The organism is Paenibacillus sp. FSL H8-0079, from assembly GCF_037991315.1.
GTDB lineage: Bacteria > Bacillota > Bacilli > Paenibacillales > Paenibacillaceae > Paenibacillus.
In genome coordinates this window covers 3,628,113-3,651,338 of sequence record NZ_CP150300.1, presented here as the reverse complement: position 1 = coordinate 3,651,338, position 23,226 = coordinate 3,628,113, and the positions used below count along the sequence as shown (strand labels likewise).

The 23,226-nt window shown below is 42.4% G+C and carries 19 protein-coding genes and 1 pseudogene; 7 read left to right on the top strand and 13 right to left on the bottom strand.

Going from position 1 to position 23,226, the window contains the following annotated elements; translation table 11 throughout:
• Window positions 1-6 precede the first annotated feature (6 nt).
• The 5 genes from MHI06_RS16205 to MHI06_RS16185 all read left to right on the top strand — a co-directional run bounded on the left by MHI06_RS16205 (window position 7) and on the right by MHI06_RS16185 (window position 6,315).
• Window positions 7-1,008 carry an AraC family transcriptional regulator gene (locus MHI06_RS16205; protein ID WP_211175514.1) on the top strand — a complete coding sequence of 334 codons (1,002 nt, stop codon included), beginning with the start codon at window positions 7-9 and terminating at the stop codon, window positions 1,006-1,008.
• A gap of 150 nt (window positions 1,009-1,158) precedes the next feature.
• Window positions 1,159-2,958 (top strand): ABC transporter ATP-binding protein, encoded by a 1,800-nt coding sequence (locus MHI06_RS16200; protein WP_340398425.1) that lies wholly within the window; start codon window positions 1,159-1,161, stop codon window positions 2,956-2,958.
• On the top strand, window positions 2,955-4,703 hold the full coding sequence (locus MHI06_RS16195) for an ABC transporter ATP-binding protein (protein ID WP_340398424.1): 1,749 nt from the start codon (window positions 2,955-2,957) through the stop codon (window positions 4,701-4,703). Before MHI06_RS16200 ends, MHI06_RS16195 begins: the two co-directional genes overlap by 4 nt.
• Window positions 4,704-4,747: 44 nt before the next feature.
• Window positions 4,748-5,710 (top strand): ABC transporter substrate-binding protein, encoded by a 963-nt coding sequence (locus tag MHI06_RS16190; protein WP_340398423.1) that lies wholly within the window; start codon window positions 4,748-4,750, stop codon window positions 5,708-5,710.
• A gap of 140 nt (window positions 5,711-5,850) precedes the next feature.
• Window positions 5,851-6,315, top strand: coding sequence for a hypothetical protein (locus MHI06_RS16185; protein WP_340398422.1), 465 nt, complete (start codon window positions 5,851-5,853; stop codon window positions 6,313-6,315).
• Window positions 6,316-6,368: 53 nt separating this feature from the next.
• Here MHI06_RS16185 and MHI06_RS16180 read toward each other — a convergent pair whose 3' ends face one another.
• Window positions 6,369-6,509, bottom strand: a complete 141-nt coding sequence (locus MHI06_RS16180) for a hypothetical protein (protein ID WP_340398421.1) — start codon at window positions 6,507-6,509, stop codon at window positions 6,369-6,371.
• An 839-nt stretch (window positions 6,510-7,348) separates the two neighbouring features.
• Here MHI06_RS16180 and MHI06_RS16175 point away from each other — a divergent pair.
• Window positions 7,349-7,747, top strand: a complete 399-nt coding sequence (locus MHI06_RS16175) for an RDD family protein (RefSeq protein WP_340398420.1) — start codon at window positions 7,349-7,351, stop codon at window positions 7,745-7,747.
• Between the two features lie 119 nt (window positions 7,748-7,866).
• Here MHI06_RS16175 and MHI06_RS16170 read toward each other — a convergent pair whose 3' ends face one another.
• The 11 genes and pseudogenes from MHI06_RS16170 to MHI06_RS16120 all read right to left on the bottom strand — a co-directional run bounded on the left by MHI06_RS16170 (window position 7,867) and on the right by MHI06_RS16120 (window position 22,132).
• The gene (locus tag MHI06_RS16170; protein ID WP_340398419.1) at window positions 7,867-8,301 is read right to left on the bottom strand and encodes a hypothetical protein; all 435 of its coding nucleotides are present in this window, start codon (window positions 8,299-8,301) and stop codon (window positions 7,867-7,869) included.
• Window positions 8,302-8,309: 8 nt separating this feature from the next.
• Window positions 8,310-8,864, bottom strand: coding sequence for a hypothetical protein (locus MHI06_RS16165; RefSeq protein ID WP_340398418.1), 555 nt, complete (start codon window positions 8,862-8,864; stop codon window positions 8,310-8,312).
• A gap of 771 nt (window positions 8,865-9,635) precedes the next feature.
• A complete protein-coding gene (locus MHI06_RS16160) occupies window positions 9,636-10,442 on the bottom strand; it encodes a Shedu anti-phage system protein SduA domain-containing protein (protein ID WP_340398417.1) in 807 nt (268 codons plus the stop codon).
• 673 nt (window positions 10,443-11,115) lie between these two features.
• Window positions 11,116-12,168 (bottom strand): phospholipase D family protein, encoded by a 1,053-nt coding sequence (locus tag MHI06_RS16155; RefSeq protein WP_340398416.1) that lies wholly within the window; start codon window positions 12,166-12,168, stop codon window positions 11,116-11,118.
• A gap of 359 nt (window positions 12,169-12,527) precedes the next feature.
• Window positions 12,528-13,802 (bottom strand): GIY-YIG nuclease family protein, encoded by a 1,275-nt coding sequence (locus MHI06_RS16150; RefSeq protein WP_340398415.1) that lies wholly within the window; start codon window positions 13,800-13,802, stop codon window positions 12,528-12,530.
• 368 nt (window positions 13,803-14,170) lie between these two features.
• Complete coding sequence (locus MHI06_RS16145; protein ID WP_340398414.1) at window positions 14,171-14,476, bottom strand: hypothetical protein; 306 nt, start codon at window positions 14,474-14,476, stop codon at window positions 14,171-14,173.
• An 852-nt stretch (window positions 14,477-15,328) separates the two neighbouring features.
• On the bottom strand, window positions 15,329-17,020 hold the full coding sequence (gene ilvD / locus MHI06_RS16140) for a dihydroxy-acid dehydratase (protein ID WP_017688240.1): 1,692 nt from the start codon (window positions 17,018-17,020) through the stop codon (window positions 15,329-15,331).
• Between the two features lie 15 nt (window positions 17,021-17,035).
• Window positions 17,036-17,701 carry a GntR family transcriptional regulator gene (locus MHI06_RS16135; protein WP_100527506.1) on the bottom strand — a complete coding sequence of 222 codons (666 nt, stop codon included), beginning with the start codon at window positions 17,699-17,701 and terminating at the stop codon, window positions 17,036-17,038.
• A gap of 502 nt (window positions 17,702-18,203) precedes the next feature.
• Window positions 18,204-18,314: pseudogene (locus MHI06_RS16130) on the bottom strand (tyrosine recombinase XerS); the annotation flags it as partial.
• Between the two features lie 73 nt (window positions 18,315-18,387).
• Complete coding sequence (locus MHI06_RS16125) at window positions 18,388-20,364, bottom strand: sigma-70 family RNA polymerase sigma factor (protein ID WP_340398413.1); 1,977 nt, start codon at window positions 20,362-20,364, stop codon at window positions 18,388-18,390.
• Window positions 20,365-21,214: 850 nt separating this feature from the next.
• Window positions 21,215-22,132: an alpha/beta hydrolase gene (locus MHI06_RS16120; RefSeq protein ID WP_340398412.1), complete on the bottom strand. Its 918-nt coding sequence runs from the start codon at window positions 22,130-22,132 to the stop codon at window positions 21,215-21,217.
• Window positions 22,133-22,295: 163 nt separating this feature from the next.
• Between MHI06_RS16120 and MHI06_RS16115 the strand changes: the two genes are divergently transcribed.
• A complete protein-coding gene (locus MHI06_RS16115; RefSeq protein WP_169479223.1) occupies window positions 22,296-22,844 on the top strand; it encodes a TetR/AcrR family transcriptional regulator in 549 nt (182 codons plus the stop codon).
• On the opposite strand, the gene MHI06_RS16110 is transcribed toward MHI06_RS16115, so the two are convergent.
• The gene (locus MHI06_RS16110) at window positions 22,841-23,017 is read right to left on the bottom strand and encodes a DUF3888 domain-containing protein (RefSeq protein WP_340402130.1); all 177 of its coding nucleotides are present in this window, start codon (window positions 23,015-23,017) and stop codon (window positions 22,841-22,843) included. The genes MHI06_RS16115 and MHI06_RS16110 overlap by 4 nt on opposite strands.
• Between the last annotated feature and the right edge of the window lie 209 nt (window positions 23,018-23,226).

The window sequence follows — 23,226 nt, the reverse complement described above, 5'->3', positions numbered from 1 at the left end:
AGTCAGATGCAATCCAAGGTGTCAGAGACATGGTACGCCATTCAAAATAAAGAAGATCAGCGCTGTGCACTGGCAGCGAGATTAAATACATTTTACCAAAGCAGTTCTGCCGAACGAATCATTCATATTCCTGAAGAGATTGGTCAGGGTTACTGGCAGTTGAATCGAATTCATCCCTCCATGGAACTCGTGTATAGTGACGCGATATTCCATCGGCCAACCGCCTTGAGCAGTCTGGAGCAGGATGACAGTATCAAGTTAAGTTTCTGCATTGGTGAGAGCATATCATGGAACATTGATGGCAAGCTGGGGGAGTTCCATGTACATACCCAGGAAAGTTCTGCATATGGCAGTCGAGATACGAGCAGTACGTGTGAGTTTGGATTACAGCAGCACTTCAAGGGATTTACGTTGAAGCTGGATCAGACACCGATCAGTGGAATGATGCAGCAACTTCCCATACAACAACTCATGACAGCCATCGCTGGAAGTGGGGGAGGTTTCTATAATGCGAAGATGACACCCACGATGACTCGAATCGTTAACGAGATGACACAATGCCCGTATTCGGGAGAACTGAAACAACTGTATTTAAACGGAAAAGCACTTGAGCTGCTCGCGGTATATTTCAGTGAATGTATTCTGGAGCGCCAGTTACCTACGAATCATGATGGGTTGTCCCGGACGGACCTGACCAGTTTGCAGCAGGCGAAGCACATTCTCGATGCGAATCTGGCACATCCGCCAACTCTTGAAGGGCTATCCAGACAAGTTTGTCTGAATGAATTCAAGCTGAAAAAAGGATTCAAGCAATTGTTCGGTTTTCCTGTACATGCATATGTCATTGAGCAAAGGCTAGAGGCAGCGTATTACCTGCTGGAGACCAGACAGATGAATGTGACCACGGCAGCTGCAGCGGTTGGTTTTAATAAATCAAGTCACTTTTCCGCGCAATTCAAACGCAAGTATGGCATGACACCATCCACGTATTTTAATCAAACGTTCTAGTAGTCTACTCGTAGCATTTACTTATAATCCGTATTGAGGTACTTTTGCTCCGGATTGGGGTAGCGGTAGCCAGGTGCCCTGTGAGATATTAATGTGCGTATATAGCACTGCGCTATATTGAGAATGATTATTAATATCAGGAGTGGTGAGATGAACAACACATCTGAAGTGTCCGGACTAATGCAAGTAACGAAGGAGCGTAAAGGTCTGCTGATCACAGCAAGTATCTTCTCGACCCTGTCGAGTCTATTGCAGATTGTTCCTTTTATCGGGGTGTACAAGATCGTCGAGGAACTGCTAACTCATGCGGGCCAACCATCTGCCATGGACAGAGATCTGTTGATCTATTGGGGGATTGTCGCATTCGTAGCCCTGATTGCAGGGCTCATTGCGCTTTATATCGGGGGGATGTGCTCACACATCGCTGCGTTCAACATTTTGTACCAGCTCAGAGTGAGACTTGCGGAGCATGTTGCCAAAGTACCCATGGGGTATCACACCCGAACGGCAACCGGTGAGCTGAAGAAGATCATCGAAGTCAGTGTGGAGAAAATCGAGAAATTTATCGCCCATCAGTTGCCGGATCTGGTGAGTGCGATCGTTATCCCGTTAATGCTACTGGGTTACTTGTTCTGGCTCGATTATCGGATGGCGCTGGCGCTGTTGGTTCCGATCGGAATCGGGTTCTGGCTGCAAAGTCGTATCTTCCGCAGCGAAGGCGGCCGTCAGGCTTATCGTGATTTCCAGCTTGCTATTGAAGAAATGAATGCGACGGGTGTTGAATACGTGAGAGGTATGCCTGCGGTCAAAGTATTTGGCATTACAGCTGATTCATTTCTGACGTTTAAACAAGCGGTGACGCGATATCGGGATATTTCGTTGAAAATAACAGATTTATGTAAAACATCCTACGGGCTGTTTTTTGTAATCATGATCTCGTTATTTACCTTCATCGTTCCGGTGGGTATTCTGCTGTCGAGTGGAAATGCGGGGAATCAGTCGTTTGCGATCACGTTTATTCTGTTTCTGATCATTACCCCGAGTCTATCTGCACCGTTATTGAAGTTAATGTATCTGGGTAGTGGGATGCGAGAGATTGTGGAAGGACAGAAACGGATTGAATCGGTGTTTGCCGAGCCGGTTGTACAAGAACCTGAGTTGCCCAAAGTTCCGGATACATATGAGGTTGCCTTTCGGAAGGTATCTTTTGCTTATGAACGTAAGGAGAGCGAAGCATATAAACCCGTACTTGAACAGATTGATTTTGTAGCCAAAGCAGGAGAGATGACCGCACTTGTCGGACCTTCGGGTGGAGGAAAGTCGACCATTGCTAATCTATTACTTCGTTTCTGGGATGTACAGGAAGGTGAGATTACGATTGGTGGAATTCCGATCCAGGAGATGGGTACGGAGAAACTGATGGATACCGTGTCCTTTGTATTTCAGGATGTACATCTGTTCTACGATACGATTGAAGAAAATATTCGGATGGGCAATACATCGGCTTCACTACAGGACGTTATAGCTGCGGCTCAAACTGCTTGCTGTCATGAATTCATTGAGAAACTGGATGCCGGATATGACACCAAAATCGGAGAAGGCGGCACGTACCTGTCTGGCGGTGAAGCACAGCGAATTGCGATTGCACGAGCATTGCTTAAAAATGCTCCCATTCTGGTCCTGGATGAAGCGACGGCCTACGCGGATGCAGAGAATGAACACAAGATCCAGCAAGGTCTGGCCCAATTGGTTCAAGGCAAAACGGTATTGATTATTGCTCATCGTCTAACAACGATTTGTGCAGCCGAGCAAATTCTCGTGATCCGAAAGGGAATGATTGCCGAGCGTGGGACACATGATCAATTGCGTGCATTAGGCGGAGTATATGAGCACATGTGGCAGGCACATATCAGTGCGGCTTCCTGGAAGCTTGGAGGTGCAGGACGATGAAGAATTATTTATACAATATATCTGGCGGTAACCCGCGTAGTCTGCTTCCTTCGGTAATTGCAGCGATTCTGGACGGGATTGCAAAGATTGTTCCTGCGGCGCTGCTTGTGGATATATTCAATACGATTTATAAGTCTTTCGCTGAACTGGACAAAGGACTGGATATCAACCGAATGTGGATTGTATGCTGCATCCTGTTTGCCTGGCTTCTGGTGGAGTATGCGGCTTATGCTTCGCTCTATGATAAGACCTATCGGGCAGCATACAGCCTTGCGGCCTCAGGAAGGTTGAAGTTGGCGGAACATATTCGCCATCTGTCGTTAGGATTTTTCGGAAAACGTGATCCTGGCGATCTGACGAATCTGATCCTGAGTGATTATGGTCAGGTTGAGCATACGATCTCTCACAATCTGTCGCAGCTGATCAGCGCGATTGTGCTTCCTGTGCTCGCTTTTGGCGGACTACTGTTGGTGGATTGGAGAATGGCCGTAGCCATGTTTGTTGCGGTTCCCTTAGGTGTGGCTCTGTTATGGCTTACGGATTCCATTCAGGCACGACTGAGTGAGAACCATGTTCGAGCCAAAAACGAAGCCGCTAGTCGGCTGCAGGAGTATCTGAGCGGTATTCGTGAGATTAAGGCCCACAATATGGGGGGCAAACGTTTTGAACGGCTGCGTCGTTCTTTTGACGAATTGAAATCCGCTTCCATTCGGTTGGAAGGCATCATGGGACCGATGATCATGGGCGCGATGTTGCTCGCACGATCGGGGATGACGTGGATGATTCTGGTGGGCAGTTATTTGCTTGCAGGCGGTGAGTTGTCCTTACCGGTATTTCTGTTATTTTTGCTGGTAGGTACGAAGGTATTTGAACCGTTGACGGTTGTACTGATGAGTTATGGGGAGATGCGGTACTCTGCGTATAGTGCAAGACGCATTATGGATGTGCAGCAAGAGGCCCCGATGGCAGGAACGGGAGATGTACAGCCCAATCAGGCGATTTCATTCGACCAGGTGACCTTTGGATATGATGAGCGGCAGCCGGTCTTGAAAGACTTGTCCTTTACGATTGAGCCGCATACCATTACAGCGCTGGTTGGCCCATCCGGTAGTGGTAAGAGTACAGTCACACGTCTCATTGCCCGCTTCTGGGACGTACAGCAAGGAACTATTCGCATTGGTGGCAGACCCGTTGATCAGATGGACCCGGAGAAGCTGTTACAGGATATCTCAGTGGTCTTCCAGGACGTGTATCTGTTCCAGGATACGATCGGCAACAACATCCGTGTAGGAAAGAAAGACGCTACGCAATTCGAGATTGAAGAGGCGGCACGCAGAGCTTGTTGTCATGAGTTCATCTCCAGTCTGCCTCAAGGGTACGATACGCTGGTTGGCGAGGGTGGATCGACGTTATCTGGTGGGGAGAAGCAACGGATCTCCATTGCACGTGCCTTGTTGAAAAATGCATCGATCGTATTGCTTGACGAAGCCACCGCCTCACTTGATCCGGAGAACGAAGCCGCAGTGCAGCAAGCGATTAATGAGCTAGTCGCGGACAAGACGGTTATTTTGATTGCACACCGATTAAAGACCATTCAAAATGCCAATCAGATCCTTGTATTGGACCAAGGTCAGCTCGTAGAGCAAGGAACTCATACGCAATTGTTAGATCACTCAGGCATCTACGCTCGGTTGTGGCAATTACAACAGGATGCAGAAGGCTGGCAGGTAAAAGTAAACGGATAAGCCTAATGTGGCTAATGAACTGACATAAAAGGAGAATGACGACGATGTTTAAACGAATTCCTGTATGGATTGCACTATGCTGTATGCTCACCTTGGCGGCCTGTGGAACGACCCAGACCACCACTGAAGTGGCCAGCTCCTCAGAGGCAACCACACAAGCGACGACCAAATTAATTACCAACCCGAATGGAGAAGAGATTACGATCCCTTTGAATCCAGAGCGCATTGTTGATCTATCCGGCTCTACAGAAGAACTACTGATCATTGGGAAAACACCTGTGGCCACGATGAGCGCAGATTACGGTAACCCGGAGGAACTCACGCCAACCATTAAGGATCAACTGAGTGCAGATACCGTTAATCTGGGCTGGTATGGTTTCCCGTTCAGCATTGAAGCTATAGCGGGTGCTAATCCGGACCTAATTATCCTGGGTAAGGATTTTAACACGGATCAGTATGAAACCTTATCCAAAATTGCGCCTACGATTGCATTGCCTTATTCCTACTATGATTGGAGAGAGCGCCTGACATTCCTGGCAGATACGTTTGGAGAAGAAAGCAAGAAAGATGAATATCTGGCCAAGTATGATGCGAAATCTGCAGAGTGGAAACAAAAGCTGGAGGCGGCTGTAAATGGTGAATCCTTTGCCGTAATTGAGACATATCCAAACAATCTGGTCATCTATTCCAATAAAGGTGCAGCTGAGATGTTATATAGTGAATGGGCCCTGAAGCGTACAGAAGGTATCCCTGATCCAGAGGGCTGGGGCGGCAAAGAGATCGCGCTGGAGGCTCTAGTTACTGTTAATCCGGATCGTCTGCTATTGATGGAGAATAGTGAGAACAAGATGGTCGATAGCAAGGTGTGGAATAACATGAACGCCGTGAAGAATGAAAAGATCTATAAAATCTCTAATGTCGATAATTACAATTATTCGTACACAGCGATGGGGAGAATGGAGCTTATGGACCGCCTGGGTACGATGATTCTGGAAGAACAGAAGTAGTCGTTGAATTATAGCAATTTACGATGGATTAACTTTAACATTTAACAGAACCTAATGGCGGCCTATGTGCAATTGTGTAATTTCTTCGAAAACATGTAACTTGAGCGGTTCTGGCTGCGTTTAGACATTGGGGTGATCTGATGTTGGTGAACGCGGTTCAACGTTACATGTTATTAGGACTTATATTTATAGGGATAAGCTTAACGGCATATCTCGTTCTTGAAAGGATTGAAGGATACCACATTACAACGACAGAGTATTACGGCTTACGTAATGCAGGGGGAGTAATATATATTTTATCGCTCATCCTGGGCTTCGGTCACTATTTACTCGCTTTATATGTTGTTGTTCTTAGTCCGATCGCATGGCTGTTGCGGAAATATGTACGCTTTCCTATGGTTAGAACTTTCATCTATATGGTTGGGTTTGGATGTGGAGGCCTATGGGTTTTCGATCAAATGTACAGTCCATATTTCGTGAATGGATACGATCTGAATCAAATAACATCGATATGGATATTTGCCATCGCAGGTGTATTCTATGCCATTGTGGAGAATAAGGTCTGGCGAAGAGGGCAAATGCAGAAAGAACAGAAAGCTACTTAACAAAAGTTGAGTAGCTTTTTTGTTTACAGCGTGCCCAGCTAAGCACGCATCTTCTAGCCGATGAAAATCCGGTCGCGGGAGAGGCCAAGCCCCGTGTAGCTAGGATACTTGCGTATGGAGAAATCTGTGCGTAAAAGCGTATCGACGAAAGTACCTGTCAGAGACAGGGCGAGCGACAGTCCAGGCCGTAACATCAAGTGAATCCTGCCGCGTCGTCAAAAAGGCCTTGCAAGAGGGAAAAGAGGAAGCCGAGTCTCGTGTAGATGGACGAAGGCCAGGGAAGCTGTTTTGAACTTGGAGCGACAGCGAAGAATCCTCCGGCGTAAGGGGAGCGGCATGGTCTGAAAGAGGATGTAGTGAACTGGGGAGACCCTCCCCTGCACGGATTTTTTTTTTATGAATCCGTAAAGTGGTACTCTATAAGCCAGAAGGTGAAGTGAGTGAACAGCAGGAAGGGAGTCCGAGGGGCTCATACTACCTGGGAACGCAGGACAACACAACCTGCGGGAGGGAAGGAGCCCTACTTTGTTCACGTTTCACCAAGAGGTACGAGTTCGTGAATGCCAAAATGGCTAACGACACGCTAGAAAACACTCAACAACTCTTATAGGGGAAACTAGGTCATGAGGCCAAAGCAAATATGCTGCATGCCCATGAAAGATGAACATCGGAAAGCCGTATGAGGGAAAACCTCACGTACGGTTTGATGAGGAGGGGCTGGGTTTTGCCCAGCCTTTTACTCTAGTAATTATTATTGTGTTTATGTTGGAGACTTAGAAGCCACAATAAATAATAAAAAAATGATAATTAATGTAAGAGAGTAGTAAACACGGACAGCAGTTAAGATAATTTGATAGTTTGTTATAAAATTCACAAAGTGTGCAATTGAAAAGAAATAGGAGTTATATCGTAAATAGGTAAAATTTTCTGTTATACTATCTGAGTTGTGTACATAAAGTTAGATATTTTATGAAGGGAGCTTATGAAGTAATTTAGTCGTTTGGTTTAAAATTGTAGTTTGGAGGAAAGCATTTTGTATAAAGCAGGTTTTTGGATTAGATTAGGAGCAAATGTGTTGGATAGTCTTATTATTTCAATTCCGTTAGTGATTATTGCAGGTATTCTTACGGGTAACTTTGATACGGATGAGCCGATTGCAAAACTGCTTAGTGCGTTATACTCAATTTTATTACCAGTTTACTGGTATGGTCGAACCATAGGCAAACGTATATGTGGAATTCGAATCCGTAAATACGATACACACGAACCGCCAAAAATTGGTACGATGCTGATGCGTGTTGTTGTGGCTGGAGTTGTGTACGTATTAACTTTGGGTATCGGAGTTATTGTGAGTGCTTTTATGGTCGGTCTGCGTGAGGATCGACGTGCGATTCATGACTTCGTAGCAGGAACAGAAGTAGTTTGGGATTAACTCGAAGATTATAAAGAATTGGCTGTACCAGGGGTGAAAATCACTGTGCAGCTTTTAAATCATCAGTACTGTTTCACAAAACTCGTATTTTGTACATATGTATGGCTAAAATAGCGACTTCAATGGGACCATGAAGTCCCATACATTAGAACTACATCCACATGTAGATCTTCATCTCTTTCTGGTTCATAAACAAATCCATATTTGTTGAGTAATATTATGTGTTTTACAATTTCACTCGTCATTTTCCCTGTTATTTCTGTAATTTCGTGAATTATAGCCCCTGTTCCCCATGTTAACTTTGATGAACGTTGAATTATAAGACAGAACACTTGGCGAGTATCTGGTGAGAAGATTCTTAGCTTATCGACCCACCCATTAATATCTTCAACCACACTCTTGGCTTCATCTTCCCTATAATTCCAGCCAAAATATTGAAAGAAACGTTCACAGCTTTCAGAGTAGAGAAAAGTCTGTTGCCCGGTTAAGTCACTAATAGAACGCTGTAATTGGCCTACGATATCAGTAAACTTGTCATCATGTTCCCTTTTCATTCTCTGTATTAGCTCTTAGTAACTTCCCTTAAACGTCTAATCTTACTATCATCACCTGCTATGTTTGGTTCAAGAACTACAATTGGAAGTTGATACTTCATGCTTAGCCTTTGGGCTGTTTCTCTTTTATCTTCATCGCAGTCGGTTGTAATCCAAATGGACTGAATCACCCTTGGTGCTACAATTGCCTCAAATATCTCTTCATTAGGATCTACCAACATTTTTGCTAATGCGAATGTATGTATATCAGTATAACGTCGATTTGCCGAATCTATTCCAGTAGCTATATCACGGTTAGAAACAACAAAGATCTCTCCAACAACATACAGTCCGATTGTTCCTATATAGATACCGTTTCCGCTACAACAGATCTGAATGCTTGGTGTACCTTCCACTAGACTATCAAATATTACACCTGCTAGTTTATCCTCTTTCCCTTGATGATAGGCATCTAATCCATGAGCATAAACCTTCTCTTGAAAAAACTGACTTGGTTTTGGAACGAACTCATCCAAGTGAATGTGTTCTTTACTGGTGGTTACATGCTCTGTATTTAATCCCAATTTATTAGCCCCTATCATATCTAAGTTTGTACTTATAGTGTGCTGTCTACCGATTTCTGGTACTTTTATTATTTTTTCGTCCACTGGCGGTCAATAAATGTTTAAGTAGTAACAACAAAATACTCATAAACTATATTTTGATCCTAAAAGCGCAACATCTTTATTCCCATTTTTAAATTCTAAGCTATTTAAAACCTTTTGCACCGTTTCAGGTGTCCATTAAATCTTTAAATTTTCTTTTGCTCGCGTGATTGATGTATAGAAAATGTAATGAGTAATGAGCTCTTCGATCAAAACAACAGAAATCGAGTAAATCCTGTCTGTGCAATCAAAGCTTCAAAAGCGTCAATAGTATATGCGCTTTGCCGAAGCAATGTTTTGAATGCCAGTTTGACAAACCATCGATCGAACATTTCAATGCTGGTCATTGCTTCTGCAAGCCTATGTTTAGTTACAAGTGTCTTCCGTAAAAGGATAATCCAAGTCGGGAAAATACTCAATTTCTGTCATGGTGAATGAGTGTTTACCATGATGAATTGTTAGGCTGAATGTATGATAGTTACGAACGTAACCGTCGAAAGTGTTCTCCCTCTATCCTGGCACTTATTCAGGAGTTTGTTGGTAGAGCATATGGAATATTTTCAAAAAGATAAGGAATTAACCTATAACTATCATCGTTTTTCATAAAACACCTCAATTATGTTTATTATGCCAGTGCAAGTTTCAACTCAACAAACGAGTCCGTCCTAAACTTCCCTTTAGAGGCTATTATTAATAGTTCTTTTTCTTAACTACTTCCAATGTGCTGTCGATAATATTGTCATAATGTAAAAGCCTGATCTTCTGCTCTTCTATGTGCTCTCGCCTAATTCTGCGTGTTGTATCGTTTAAATCATCTCTTCTACCAGCTACTACAACGTATTGGCATCGCGTTGGGTCAAACGAATAAAATTCATCCGGTAACTGTTTTTCAGCATGCTTATATCCTTTAATTGTAGTGGTGAATGTAGAGAAATTAGCATTTATCCAGTTTTTCCAATCCTTAACTTGTTTGATTCCTTTCCTAAAGGCATTGCCAAGTTCCCCATCCGCCAAAGTTATCTGTTTAATAGGATGCTCAATTTCAACAAATATGAATGAGTATCCATCTGAATTACGCCCGATTAACAAATAATCAACCTTAAAGGTTGAACTCAATTGAAACTCTGGGAAAATGTATGCCTCGTGATGTCCAAAATCATAGTAATTTAATATTGAGCCAATAAAATAATACGCACCGTTTTCTTTTATATATCGTGCAATATCACGCTCATCAGATAATGTGCAATCGTCCAATTGGTCTGAAAGATGGTTTAAGAAGATCTTTATACCACGTTCATTCTCCAAATCAACAATATCAAGATAATTATTAGGGAAGAGACTCAAAAAATGCCTCGCAGCCTTGGGATATTTTCTAAATAAATTGACCCTAATGTTTAGCTTCCCACGCTTCTCAACTTTTTCTTCTTCTAGCATTCTTGCATATTCAAGTTCCTCATCAGGTGTTAAGACAGAATAATCTCTATCAGTTGCTTTCATTCGAAGTCCCCCGTCTAACCGATAATATTTTTAATAAATCTTCTCTGTTAGTCTCAACTGCTGAATTAATCCATGTGATTGTGCCGTTATTTGGTTTCGTGATTAAGCCCAACAACAAAGCCAGATTTTCGATAAAAGTGTTCAGATCTTTAAGCCTCTCATCGACATACACCTTTAATCAAAAATTCGAGCTTTCTTGTGCAATGTATTACTCTACCGGTGACAACAAACTTACAACTAGATCACAGTCAATGAGTCCTAAAAACTCAAAAGTCCCTTTTTCAAGAGATTCTACTAATGCCTTTAATGTGACCCCGTTTACGGCAAATCCAGCATTTGTTAGAGTTGGAGCTGTAATAACTGCTGAATCAGAATAATCTCCGAGCACAAGAAAAAGCGGTACAGAACTCGACATGTGAACTCTGTACCGTCTCTCAATTATTTTATTTGCAGCAGTTACTACACTCAGTTAGTGTTAGCTTTTCTTTGTAGCTAATATCATAAATATCAAGAGCTTCCTCTTTGGACCGGAACGGTTTCCAACTTCCTGTACCTTGCTGTTTCTTCCATACAAGCTCAGTTTGGTGCTTCATTTCGGTGACATGCGCACATGCATCATGATCGAGGTGTACGGTGTATTTTTTCAAAGGAAGGTCGATGTTCGCCCAGGCTCTTATTTGTTCTCCTTCTTTGCTTTCACACTACCTTCCATTAATTCGATAACATGCTTCGCAAACTCTTCAGTCAGTTGTATTCTGCCCCGCCCAAACTGTAATGCACCAAGAGTACTTCCTCCGACATTAGTTACAGGATGAACATGATCATAGGACGCTACGATACTAGCTATCGTATTATTGAATGTGTTCCAAGATTCGCTGTACTCTGGACATAAATTCTTTACTTCCAGCTCCCAAGACCATTGGCTTGTACTATCCCAAATATAGGGTTCACTAATTACTTCAAAATAACCTAGAAGTTTCGTCGTACCAACTCCATTACATATTAATATATCCCCTATACGCACAGGAGTAGGTCTCCGAGAGAAGTGCATCTTTTCAAAGTCACTGTTCAGTTTTCTTGTAGTTTCGAACGGACGGTCAGAAGAACCAACTGGCTTTATAAAATATCGAACATCTGGTTTAAGTTCAACTGTTTTTTTCTTAAATAGATGACCTACCTCAAGATCAAATTTTGGCACTTTATGTACTTCTTCATTTTTAGCATAACTGTCAATATTTTCAATAATCCTCTGAAGCTCCTCACGCGTTAGTGCATGGCTACTTACTTTTCCGATATCGGCAATCACCTTCTTCAAAGCTTCTTGATCTTCAACTAGCACGCCCCACTCATGATTCTGGTTCAGCCCGTTGTCTGTAAAGTTCGCAGAAGTGATAATCCCCCTGATTGGGACTCCATTCTTATGTGCGATATAAATCTTTCCATGCAACTTGCTATCTTCATGAACTCGAAAAGCAATTGCCTTCGTAAGGCAATTGAAAAGGAACGAATGCAACGAATTTGCCTTTCTCAATAAGTCAGGGTCATTATCCTTTAATTTTGTTACCAGCACAATGCGTTTAATCTCCGAGTTGGCGATAATTTCATCGAAGAAAATATCAAATGATTCCATTAAGAAAGGACTGACAATATGCAACTCGTCTGATCCAGCAACAAGTTGTTTTAACTCATCAAAGTGTCTGGAATCAATGTTAGTTAGAATCCTCACTTATCCTCTTCCTTTCTGCATTAATGTTTTAACCTACATATAAGAACCTGGTCGTTCGATAAATGGAAACCCTGTAAACCTTCTGCATATTCATATCACTTGTTACTAACAAAACCTTTGACTTCGGATGAATCCTCTTCCCAGACATCAAGTCCACCATATAAAGTTAGCGCACTGATGGTGGTTTTTTTGTCTCACGTTATAGGGGCAGTTCCTAACTCCCTATAATTATACAAGGCAATTGCCCTTATTGTAATGCTTAAAATTTCTTTTAATTAAATAGTTCATTCACAATTTATAAAGTCAGAAAATTGTGCTTAGTTCTCAATCAAATTGGATATTACAAGCCAAGGGCTATACTATTTATTTTTATTTATTTTTTGTCTTAACTCTAGAGATTTTTCTCGACGCTCCTTTAATTCTAGCGATGGATAACGTACGAGGGCCTCACTTAATATTGCTATCTCATTATCGTAGTCTTTCAATTTCCGATAGGACATTGCATACGATTTATATAAAGCTGGAGCATTGTATCCGTTATATCTTGCAATATCAAATAGTTCAATAGCTTTTTCGAGACGGCCCTTTTTTCTTTCTATTTCGCCTTCTTCCCAATATGAGAACCCTTCATCAAACCCTTTTTCCCAGTTATTCAAATGCTTAATATCTTGAAGCAAAACTCTATTATGGATTGGATATATTGGAATTTCTTCAACAGAATTTGTCTCCACTACATCCCATTTTTCTTTTAAAAGCTTCCATACATCTATAAGATGATAAACAGGAATATGTATCCCGAGCCTTTCTAATGCTTTCTCTTGATCTAAATTAACACTGGATACACCTTCATCTCCAATATAAATCCACGCTGTGACCGACTTTGCAAATTGACTTTTGATTATTTTATTCCCACTGGTTGATAATAATTTCTTTGTTTCACTTATGTATTTGTCTGGATTACCATTATATATGATATTCAGCTCATTCCTCATATTTCGGGTAATAAAAACTACTGCTTTTAAGTTATCATATTCAACTTTGTCGAATGGACGCGAGGTTATGTTGAAGTAATGTTCCTCAATCTCATTTGCATACTGATGAGGAGCTCTTTCAAATGACAGTAGAGGGGTATTAAGACTACGTTCATATCCATTACCGCGTTTAGTAAACAGCGGTATTATACGATTCGTTAATTTATCATTAGTTTCGTTTAGAAGCCTAACCATTTCTTGTGTCTCTAGTTCCAATGCTTGTTCTTCTGTTAATCCCGTACCAATAAATCGATTTTCCGTATCATACATATTACGAATTCTTTCAGCTTCATATGCTCTCTGGTGGAAATCTTTAAACCGGTTACCGCGCCCCTTACCCACATAGAATACTTCATCTGTACTCTTGATGAACCATTCATACACGTAAAAATCTGTAGCCGTATTCCCAGTAGGAACACCTACATGGGATGAGTATAAAGACAATCCCAGCTCATTCTTCATAGATATTTCATAGGATACATCATTAGAAAGTGAACGATTCTGTTCTCCTAAAGACAAATCACCCGGACCTTTGAATTTTTTTGTATTATCATTCTGCTTTTTTGTTTTTTCTATACCAAAAATCCGTTTAATAAAATTCATTTTTATTCCCCTCTGAATCTGTATTAATTCATTCTAAATAACAACTCAATTTCTAATGTACTGAATACCCTATAATTAAATTATTCTCAAAATATATTTCCTTTAGATCTATTGTATATTAATGCATAAATATATAATTCTCACTAATTATGACAACACAAAACGAACACTACATTCGTACTTCTACGACATACTCCTTTTTCGCCTCAACGGGGCATCTAAATCGTCTTTTCATGAACACTCTCCTCATTTCATTTAGTGTATCTGAGGTGGCTTCGAGTGTCCAACCACTCTATAAACCCACTTTACGTTTTGTTATCAAATCGTAGACAGAAACAAGACGCCCTAGGGCGCCATCTGGAAAACAATTATTTTTGTCGTTTGACTGTGAAGTAGTGATGATCGTCCTTAAAGGTCAACTCGCCGTCTGAATATTTTATACGTTCGGGAAACTGACATAAATACTGAGTTCTAGTCCCTTCTGTCAGCTCCTGCAATGTAAACATAATTAACGATGGCGTACCTCCATAATTGGGAACTGGCGCGACCTTGTATTCAACTGCCTTTATACGGCCTGAGCTGCGATCATCGATGATACCGTTATGTGCTGTGTGCGTCAATATATTAACCAGGTCGCCTTCCTCGAAAACCATCGCTGCATCCGTAATGTTCATATTTATCTCCCCTCCCCTGTCTAACAAATCAAAGAAGGCCGTAGCCCTCTCGTCTTATCAGTATAGCGTGTACCATCTAGTAAGAACAATCATATGGTACTTAATAAAGCTTTAAGTGCATGTGATCAATGTTTAGATATATATCTAATCGGTAATCGGACTAGGTTCTTGTCCATTTCGGTAATCGGTACAAGTTTTTGTCCTCAGTAGCTAGTTTCAGTCCGATTTTAATACTTAGCCAAGCGTATTTCTCCCCTCTAAATTTGTCAGTTGTCCATAACAATGTGAACATTTTCATGTATTATGGTGATGAAAAAGGTCTTAAGTCCATGCGTGCATTGTTTAGATATACATCTAATCGGCAATCGGACTATGTTCTTGTCAATTCCGGCAATCGGTACAAGTTCTTGTCCTTAGCTTGGGACAAGAACTTGTACCGATAAAATAAAAAAGCCGCTAAAATAGCGACTTCAATGGGAACATGTTCTTGTCCCCCGACAACTTGTTGCATTGGCAATCAATATTTACTCATTCGAGATTTAGACCATCCAAACATTCCTGCACTAGCCGGAACCTGCCTGCTATTCGTAGCGAACCCCAATTAATGAAAGTCGAGAAACGGTACAAACAAAAATACACCCCCTAGAATTTCATCGGCTAAACTCAGGGGTTTTTCCAATGTCTATTCTAGGGGGTGCACTTCATTTTCAAATGATGAAACTAAATTCTTCATCTTTTTCTTGCGACATTCTTGATCTCTAAAGCTGGCGTTTTTTTGTTTAGCGCGCTTCATTCATTCGTTGTAGCAGCTTCTCCCCTCCCATTTTATATGTAGCATCAATGTTTAATTGTCTATTCCATCAAATCTGTTACTGCACCTCTTGAAGCAGAGGAAACTAATTTAGCATATTTGGCAAGTACACCGGATTTCACTTTCAGTGGCGGTTGTACCCAAGCTTGCGCTCGAGCGGCCAACTCTTCTTCTGGCACTTCAACCTTAATTTCCTGAATGTCGCTATCGATGGTGATAATATCTCCATTTTGGAGCAAAGAGATCGGTCCACCTACTTGTGCCTCAGGGGATACATGGCCGACTACAAATCCATGCGAGCCACCCGAGAACCTACCATCTGTTATGAGAGCAACTTTCCCACCGAGACCTTTCCCTACAATGAGTGCTGTAACGGAAAGCATCTCAGGCATACCTGGTCCACCCTTCGGTCCACAATAGCGTATGACCAATACGTCCCCTTCTTGAATTTCATCATTCATGATCGCTTCTGTCGCTTCATCTTCGCTATCGTACACCTTTGTCGGTCCGGAAAACTGTTGTATCTTCATGCCTGACATTTTGGCGACAGCACCTTCAGGAGCTAGGTTTCCTCGAAGCACAACCAGTGGTCCATTTGGTTTAAGCGGATTATTGAGTGGACGTATAATCTCTTGATCATTCTGAAGTGGAGCAGCTTCCGCTAAATTCTCCGCCAACGTTTTACCAGTTACGGTGAGGCAATCCCCATGAAGTAATCCCTCAGCGAGCAATAGCTTCATTACCCCGGAAACACCACCAATATCATTCAAATCCTGCATGACATACTGACCACTTGGCTTCAGATCTGCCAAATGAGGAACACGCAAGCGAATTCGTTCAAAATCATCCAAGGTTAAATCCACTTCTACGGAGTGCGCAATAGCTAGCAGATGGAGAAATGCGTTGGTTGATCCCCCTAGAGCCATAACAACGGTGATCGCATTCTCAAATGCTTTCTTCGTCATAATGTCTCTTGGGTAGATTTCCTGTTCAAGAAGTGAGATGACCTGCTTACCGGCTGCTTCGCATTCCAATGCTTTATCCGCTGAGATAGCTGATGTCGAAGAAGAACCAGGCAAACACATACCCATTGCTTCTGCAGCTGCGGCCATCGTATTAGCGGTATACATCCCCCCACAAGCCCCTGGACCTGGACAAACACTGCATTCGACCTTATGCAATTGTTCGTCTGTTATTTTTCCATCTTGATATTGCCCAACGGCTTCAAAAGCTGAAACGATATCCACTTTTTTACCGTCGAGATTACCAGGTTGAATGGTTCCTCCATATACATAAACAGAAGGAATATTCATCCGTCCAATAGCCATCAAACATGCAGGCGTATTCTTGTCACACCCACCGATTGCAACAACGCCGTCAAAACGCTCGGCTCCGGTCACAATTTCAATCGAATCAGCTATAGCTTCCCGACTTGGTAGCGAGAACAACATCCCGCCATGCCCCATCGAGATCCCATCAGAAACGGTAATCGTATTAAAAATTAGTGGAGCACCGCCGTTATTACGTGCGCCCCGCTTAGCTTGCACCGCTAAATCATTGATGTGCATATTACACGGTGTTACTTCACTCCACGTACTTGCTATTCCGATCATTGGCTTTTTAAAATCCTCATCTTGAAATCCAACTGCACGCAGCATCGCTCTGTTCGGTACCCGGTTAGCACCTTCACTGATTACCTTGCTTCGAATGCGAAGATCTTTTTTATTTTCCATGTTTCTTCCCTCATTTCAAAGTATTTCGTTCAGTTCCTGCATCGGTCGAATAAAATTTTGTTTCATTAAATTATGGGCATCGTTGCTATTTTTGCCTTCAAAAGCTTTAATAATCTGATCATGTTCTTCAACTGAAGCTAGTGTAGCCGTAATAGGTTGTTTTAAAAATACGTATTTAAATCGCCTAATGTGAATCTGAAGAGATGTATTAAATGTAGCTACATAAGGATTATCTGAGAGCTCCACAATATAATTATGAAATTGCTCATCCACCTCCATAGCCTGATAAACTTGTCCATTTTTAATAGAACTTGCGAATTCCAAATTTATGGATCTTAGTTTCTCGATCTGTTCTGGAACAATAGTTTGGGCGGTGATTTCAGCAGCTAAGGCCTGAAGAGCAGCCATCGTTGAATACATCTTAAAAATATCGTTTTTCTCAATATTCGTTACTTTTGTTTCTTTTCCTGGATGCATGGACACGAGGCCTTGAACTTCGAGTAACTGAAATGCCTCCCGAATCGGTGTCCGGCTGACTCCAAGCGATTCAGCCATTTCCGCATCAATAAGCTTTTCACCTGGTTGCAGTGTTCCATCAATGATCCATCGCTGAATCTGAGAAAACGCTCTTTCTTTTGCGGACATACGGACTGGTAAGGAAAAATCTTTAGGAATTGGCATTTTTTTCATCCTCATTACAATTATTCTTATATGCAATATATCGCATACACGATCGAGAAGCAATTATTATTTCATTTACTCGCTCCATTAAGTTTATCGAGATAACTACCTGTTTTTATTGAGAGTTTGAGACAAAAAAGAAAGACTATAATTTAGGAGTCTTTCTTTGAGAAATGTTACATAAGTAATATATTTTAATGTGAATGTTCTTATATAAAATTATTTGGTACTAATGAGGGCTTATGTACTTTTTATTTAAGTACACATCTAATCGGCAATCGGACGATGTTCTTGTCCATTACGGTAATCGGTACAAGTTCTTGTCCCTCGACATGAGTTTGTAGTTTTAACTCCCACCCCTCCGTCGTATAATCTATCTAAAACGCCGAACTCATATTCCGAGTTCGGCGTTTTTAAAATTCAATGGTCACAATTAATATGCCGGTTTGATCGACTCTCGCATCCTCCAAATTCATGAATTTATGCCCTTTGTCTAAATAATGGAAAATGAATGCCTCAAAGAAGAATGAACCGTCAAAGCCGGCTTTCCAAAGGCTGTTGCATATTTCTCAACAAGTTTTTCTATAGAACATTGTGTTAAACGTCTATTTTTAAAATGCTGTTCTACGTCCGCAGGCTTTTGAATGCCTTCCACCCCTTAGTTTCGGGCTAGATGTTTTTGTTTGTCAGTAAAAAGTATTTTCGTATAACTTCCCCGTATGCGCATCAAGTACTTCGGGCGTCCGCTCGTGCTCGCTACCAATCATTCGATACACTAGTTCGTACGGGGCCTCTTCCGCCCTAGCATTGTGCATCCGTTCCCATTGCAGACGCAGCTTGGCCTGTGCCGTCCATCGGAGGATGGCTGTCTGGTAATCAAATGAAGGCACGGTCTCCAGCTTCTTTAACTGTTCTGGCCTTATGGAGGGGGACATCAAACTTTTGACCCTCCCATTAGAGCGGTCAACAACTAGTTGATAGCATTCATCCCTGACAGATACGTCTTGAACATATACACCAAAGCGAATGATTTCCAAACGATCTTCGTCGTCAGTCTCTTCAGTTAGAAGCTTGAGATACGGCAACATTTCGGCTGCTAGTCCTCGGACATAGTCCATAGCTACTTCTATACATGCGTCTCGATCCCAGGTTAATGGAGCTAGTTGATCTGGCTTACCATGCGAAACAAAGTCAATCAGTTGTCCGGTTTGGCTGTCTACTCGCGCCTTGACCGTTCCCTCCATCTGATCAGCCCAATAGGCCTTCCAAGACCGGTCATTCTTGGCTGGACGCTCTTCATTCTGTTGCTTCCACACCATCAACTTGGTGTTCGAGCCAATATTTTCGTCTTGTACTAACTGAAATTGGTCGTTGTCTACGCTAATCCACTCTTCTAGGCTTCGTGCGGGCGGGAACTCACCTGGCCACTCGTCCAGAGTTCTTGGGTCAGAGGGGACAGCTTCTGCCCTATAGGCTGTCGGAACTTCCTCCTGTGATGATGCAGTATAGATTAGCCCTCTACTTCGGGGGGCGTAAACAAGATGGACCTGATCGTCACCATCCGTGTACACGGCTTTGTCCAACACGCAATATTCCACATGTAGCAAAAAATTCGCCTTCATACACGCCATCTGTTCCTCTTCTGGTGTGATCATGGTTGGGAGTGCTGGCCCTGGAACGGTTCCGTAGTACCTAAATGCGACCACTCGACCGCTGGGGTGAACCATAATCAGGCATCCCGTCTCAGGAAGCGGCAGCCCCATCGCCTTCTGCTGTCGTGTGTACCCAAACATCCCTTCCATCCACTCCATCTCACAATACGGAAAATCACGCAGTGCGCCGGGATAATGATCTTCCAGGAATTGCTCTGCCTGCTGTTTGAGCTCTTCCTCAGATATCCGTGTCTCGTTATCCAATGAGGCCCAGGAAATGGCATAGTCTAGCAAGTTGCCGTCCCTGGAGAGCGTGGCAGAAACGGCGTCATCACTCCCCGTTTTAACCCATAAGAATCCCGCTTCTCCCTTCCCTGTTCCCCTCATGGTGTTCTCTTGATAATCATTGACGATCAGATCATAATCCGGTGAAACGGCAAACTGGTGCTCCGCCTGTTGTCTTAACTGCAGGCGTAATGTATCCAGGTCTCGTTCGAGAAAATCTTGAGCCATTTCGTTGCGCAAATGTTCCAGCCCCTTCCGTAATTGTGTTTTTACAGTACCTAATGGCATATCCAGGAGATGGGCGATTTGCTGCTGGGTCAGGTCCTTCTTATATTTTAAGAATAGGAGCTGACGCAGCTTCGGATTCAGACTGGCCAATGCACGCTCCAGATCCAGGGTTTGATCGATATCATTAACGACCAATGGCTCTTGCGCCTGCGGGTCTTCGCTCAGGTGAACACGCTTGGATTTCTCCAAATGATTGAGCGCCCGGTTCACCACAATTCTGGTAAGCCAGCTCTCAAACGCTTCGGCTTGCTGCAGCGTTTGCAGTGACTCATAAGCCTTAACCAGGGCATCCTGAACGATATCCTCCGCATCTTTGGACTCCCGTACATAATGGCGAGCCACTCTGTGCAGCTTATCCGTTCGATCCTTTATAAGAGAAACGAAGGCATCGTGATCTCCGTTTTGTGCGGCGTTGATTTGTTGCTGTGCATCGATCATTGTCGTTCACCTCCTGTTATATAGACAGCTAACTCGGGGGTTTGGATTTAATTAATGTAACATTATTCTTATAGTTGTTCCCAAATAAGTGCATATGCTGATTATTTAGATATACACCTAATCGGCAATCGGTCTATGTTCTTGTCCGTTTCGGTAATCGGTACAAGTTCTTGTCCTTAGCTTGGGACAAGAACTTGTACCGATAAAATATAAAAGCCGCTAAAATAGCGACTTCAATGGGAATATGTTCTTGTCCCTCGACAACAAAGCCCTATCTTTATGTCATTCTACAACATCCCTTTGGCTACTAATTATACATCTCAGATAAAAAAATATTCTGGGGAATTTTTATACATACCACTTTCCGCGTGGCCAATGGATACGACAATATAGCCGGAGCTAGCCAGCTCTTGACAGTACAACGTGCCTTGCTGCGGGTAAGCGCCTGCACCATGAGAATAGAATAAAACCGGATATTGATCTTCCTTTTCAGACAAGGCCACATCTTCGTAAGACCATGTCTTAGCATTGGAGTCAAATAGTTTCTCACCCGCTCCCCCCCCCGCAGACGTCATGAAGATTGAGCTTGATTATGAAGATACTCTCGCTAAGTCAATAAATGCACATTAAAGCAAACAAGTTTCAGGCGGCTCAAATTCCGAATTGTTCGGAGCTCAGGTCGCCTGTAACTTGTATTTTATCTTGGTATTGAATTGGATTTTCTTTTCTTAGACAAATTTATTCCCATGAATGATGACGGAGTGCCTCTCTTAGAGAGATCAGTATAGTCTCTTACATTCATGCGCTAAGAAATCATAGTCTATTGTCTGAGGGGTGTCCGTAAAGCGCATTAAAGATACTTTTTATAGAAAGCGTCCAATCTGTCAACAGCTTCCTTCACTGGCTCAGTCTTATCGTACAAGTCATAATGACTGGCTCCTTCTACAATAAACAGATCTTTATGTTCCGAGGCTGCACGTTGATACAAATCATGACCATCATGGTAAGAACCAAACGCTCCCCGTATACTACCGACAATGATCTGCAAAGGTTGGGTTAACAAAGAGTCTGCCAGATGAAACGCGTCAAAGGCAATAATGGAATCTACACTTGTAAATTTCAAACGGTTAGGTGAGTTTGGATGCTGACCTCTGGATGTGCGGTAGTAATCCACTGCTTGTTTAATATCAAGTTCATTCATTCCTGCTGCTTCTCTTTCTTCGTGGCTTCCAGGAATCCATGGGTTAGTCAGAGGTTCTGCCCCGCGTGCCTCAGCCGTACGTTGCTGAGCAACCTGCTCCAACATTCCAATTGGATCGTTTTCACGATATCCGCGACCTATGTTCGCAACGGAAACTGCAGCCACTGCCTGGATGCGTCGTTCCGTCATTGCAGCATGTACAGCATATCCGCCTCCAGCACATACCCCCAGTACACCAATCCGATGCTCATCGACATATTCCAGAGTAGTCAGGTAATCCACAGCAGAGCGAATATCTTCCACACGAGCGGACGGGTATTCGGCATGACGAGGCTCGCCTTCACTTTCTCCCTGATACGATGCATCAAATACAATCGTCACATAGCCCAACTCGGCAAGTTTCTCTGCATAGATGCCTGCTGTTTGCTCTTTGCAGCTACTACCCGGATGAACACAGACAATAGCCGGATTACCTTTCTTTTCTACAGCCTGCTCAGGTATTCGGAGAATTGCAGCTAAAGCTAGACCCTGCGCTAGGAAATTAACGTTCTTTTGGATTACTATCATCTATAAAACCACCTTTTCTATTTATGACACTTGTGCGTATTATTCGCCTTGTGTATATTAAGGTTAAAATAATCAAGCATTAGATTCAATAACCACATCACCTCACATGTGTGTTAATACACACACCACATACATTGTGTAGAATGTACAGGAGGACGACGCTATGGATAAAATAGACCGCAGAATCGTAAAGTCCAGACAAGCGATTCAATCTAATTTTTTGCAAATGATCATTCAGGAAGGGTTTGATAACATCACAGTTAAACATCTGACAGAGAAAGCCAATGTAGGTCGAAAAACATTTTATCTGCATTATCTAGATAAATACGATCTGTTGGATCAAATGGTGGACGACCATATCGCACAACTGCAAGAAATATGTGATCAAAAAAAGGAAATCGGCATAACTGAAGGTTCACTCATGTGGTTTTCTTACTTTGAGCTTCACAAATCATTCTTTGCTGCTTTATTTCAAAGTGACAGTGCTTCATCCTTTCGCAAAAAGCTGTTGGCCTTTACTATGGGAGAGATTGATAAAAAGCTGAATGATGACACACTTCCGATCATCGATAAGCGTATTTTTTTGAAGTTTTTGGGGATGGCAACCATGGGTGTACTTGAATCCTACGTATTGGACGAAATAGACAGTGATATCGAGGCTGTGTCAGCGCAAGTGGTGCAGTTATATATGAGACAATTAACTACTAGCTAATGAGATTTATTATATGTCTCCCTGATTGTGAAATTAAAATATCCGCTTGCTGGAGAGCAAACGGTATTCTTGATATGTTTAAATTCAATGACTTTAACATCGCCGGAGTTGTCTATTTGAAATTTAATCAGGTCTTTACCAACACTTAAGTGAGGACCAACATAATCCGAAATGACACAATGTTCTTGTCCCTCGACAATACATTATGTTATCGGCTGATAACTCCGGATTGTCCTCCGACATTTTTCCAGACAGCCCGTATATAGACGAGTTAAAAGACCACATAGAGAGATTTCTCTTATGTGGCCTGCCTTGTTTCCCCTCAAGTATTTATTTAGCACACATACTTGAAATATTTTTGTCATACTGCTTCATTAAATTA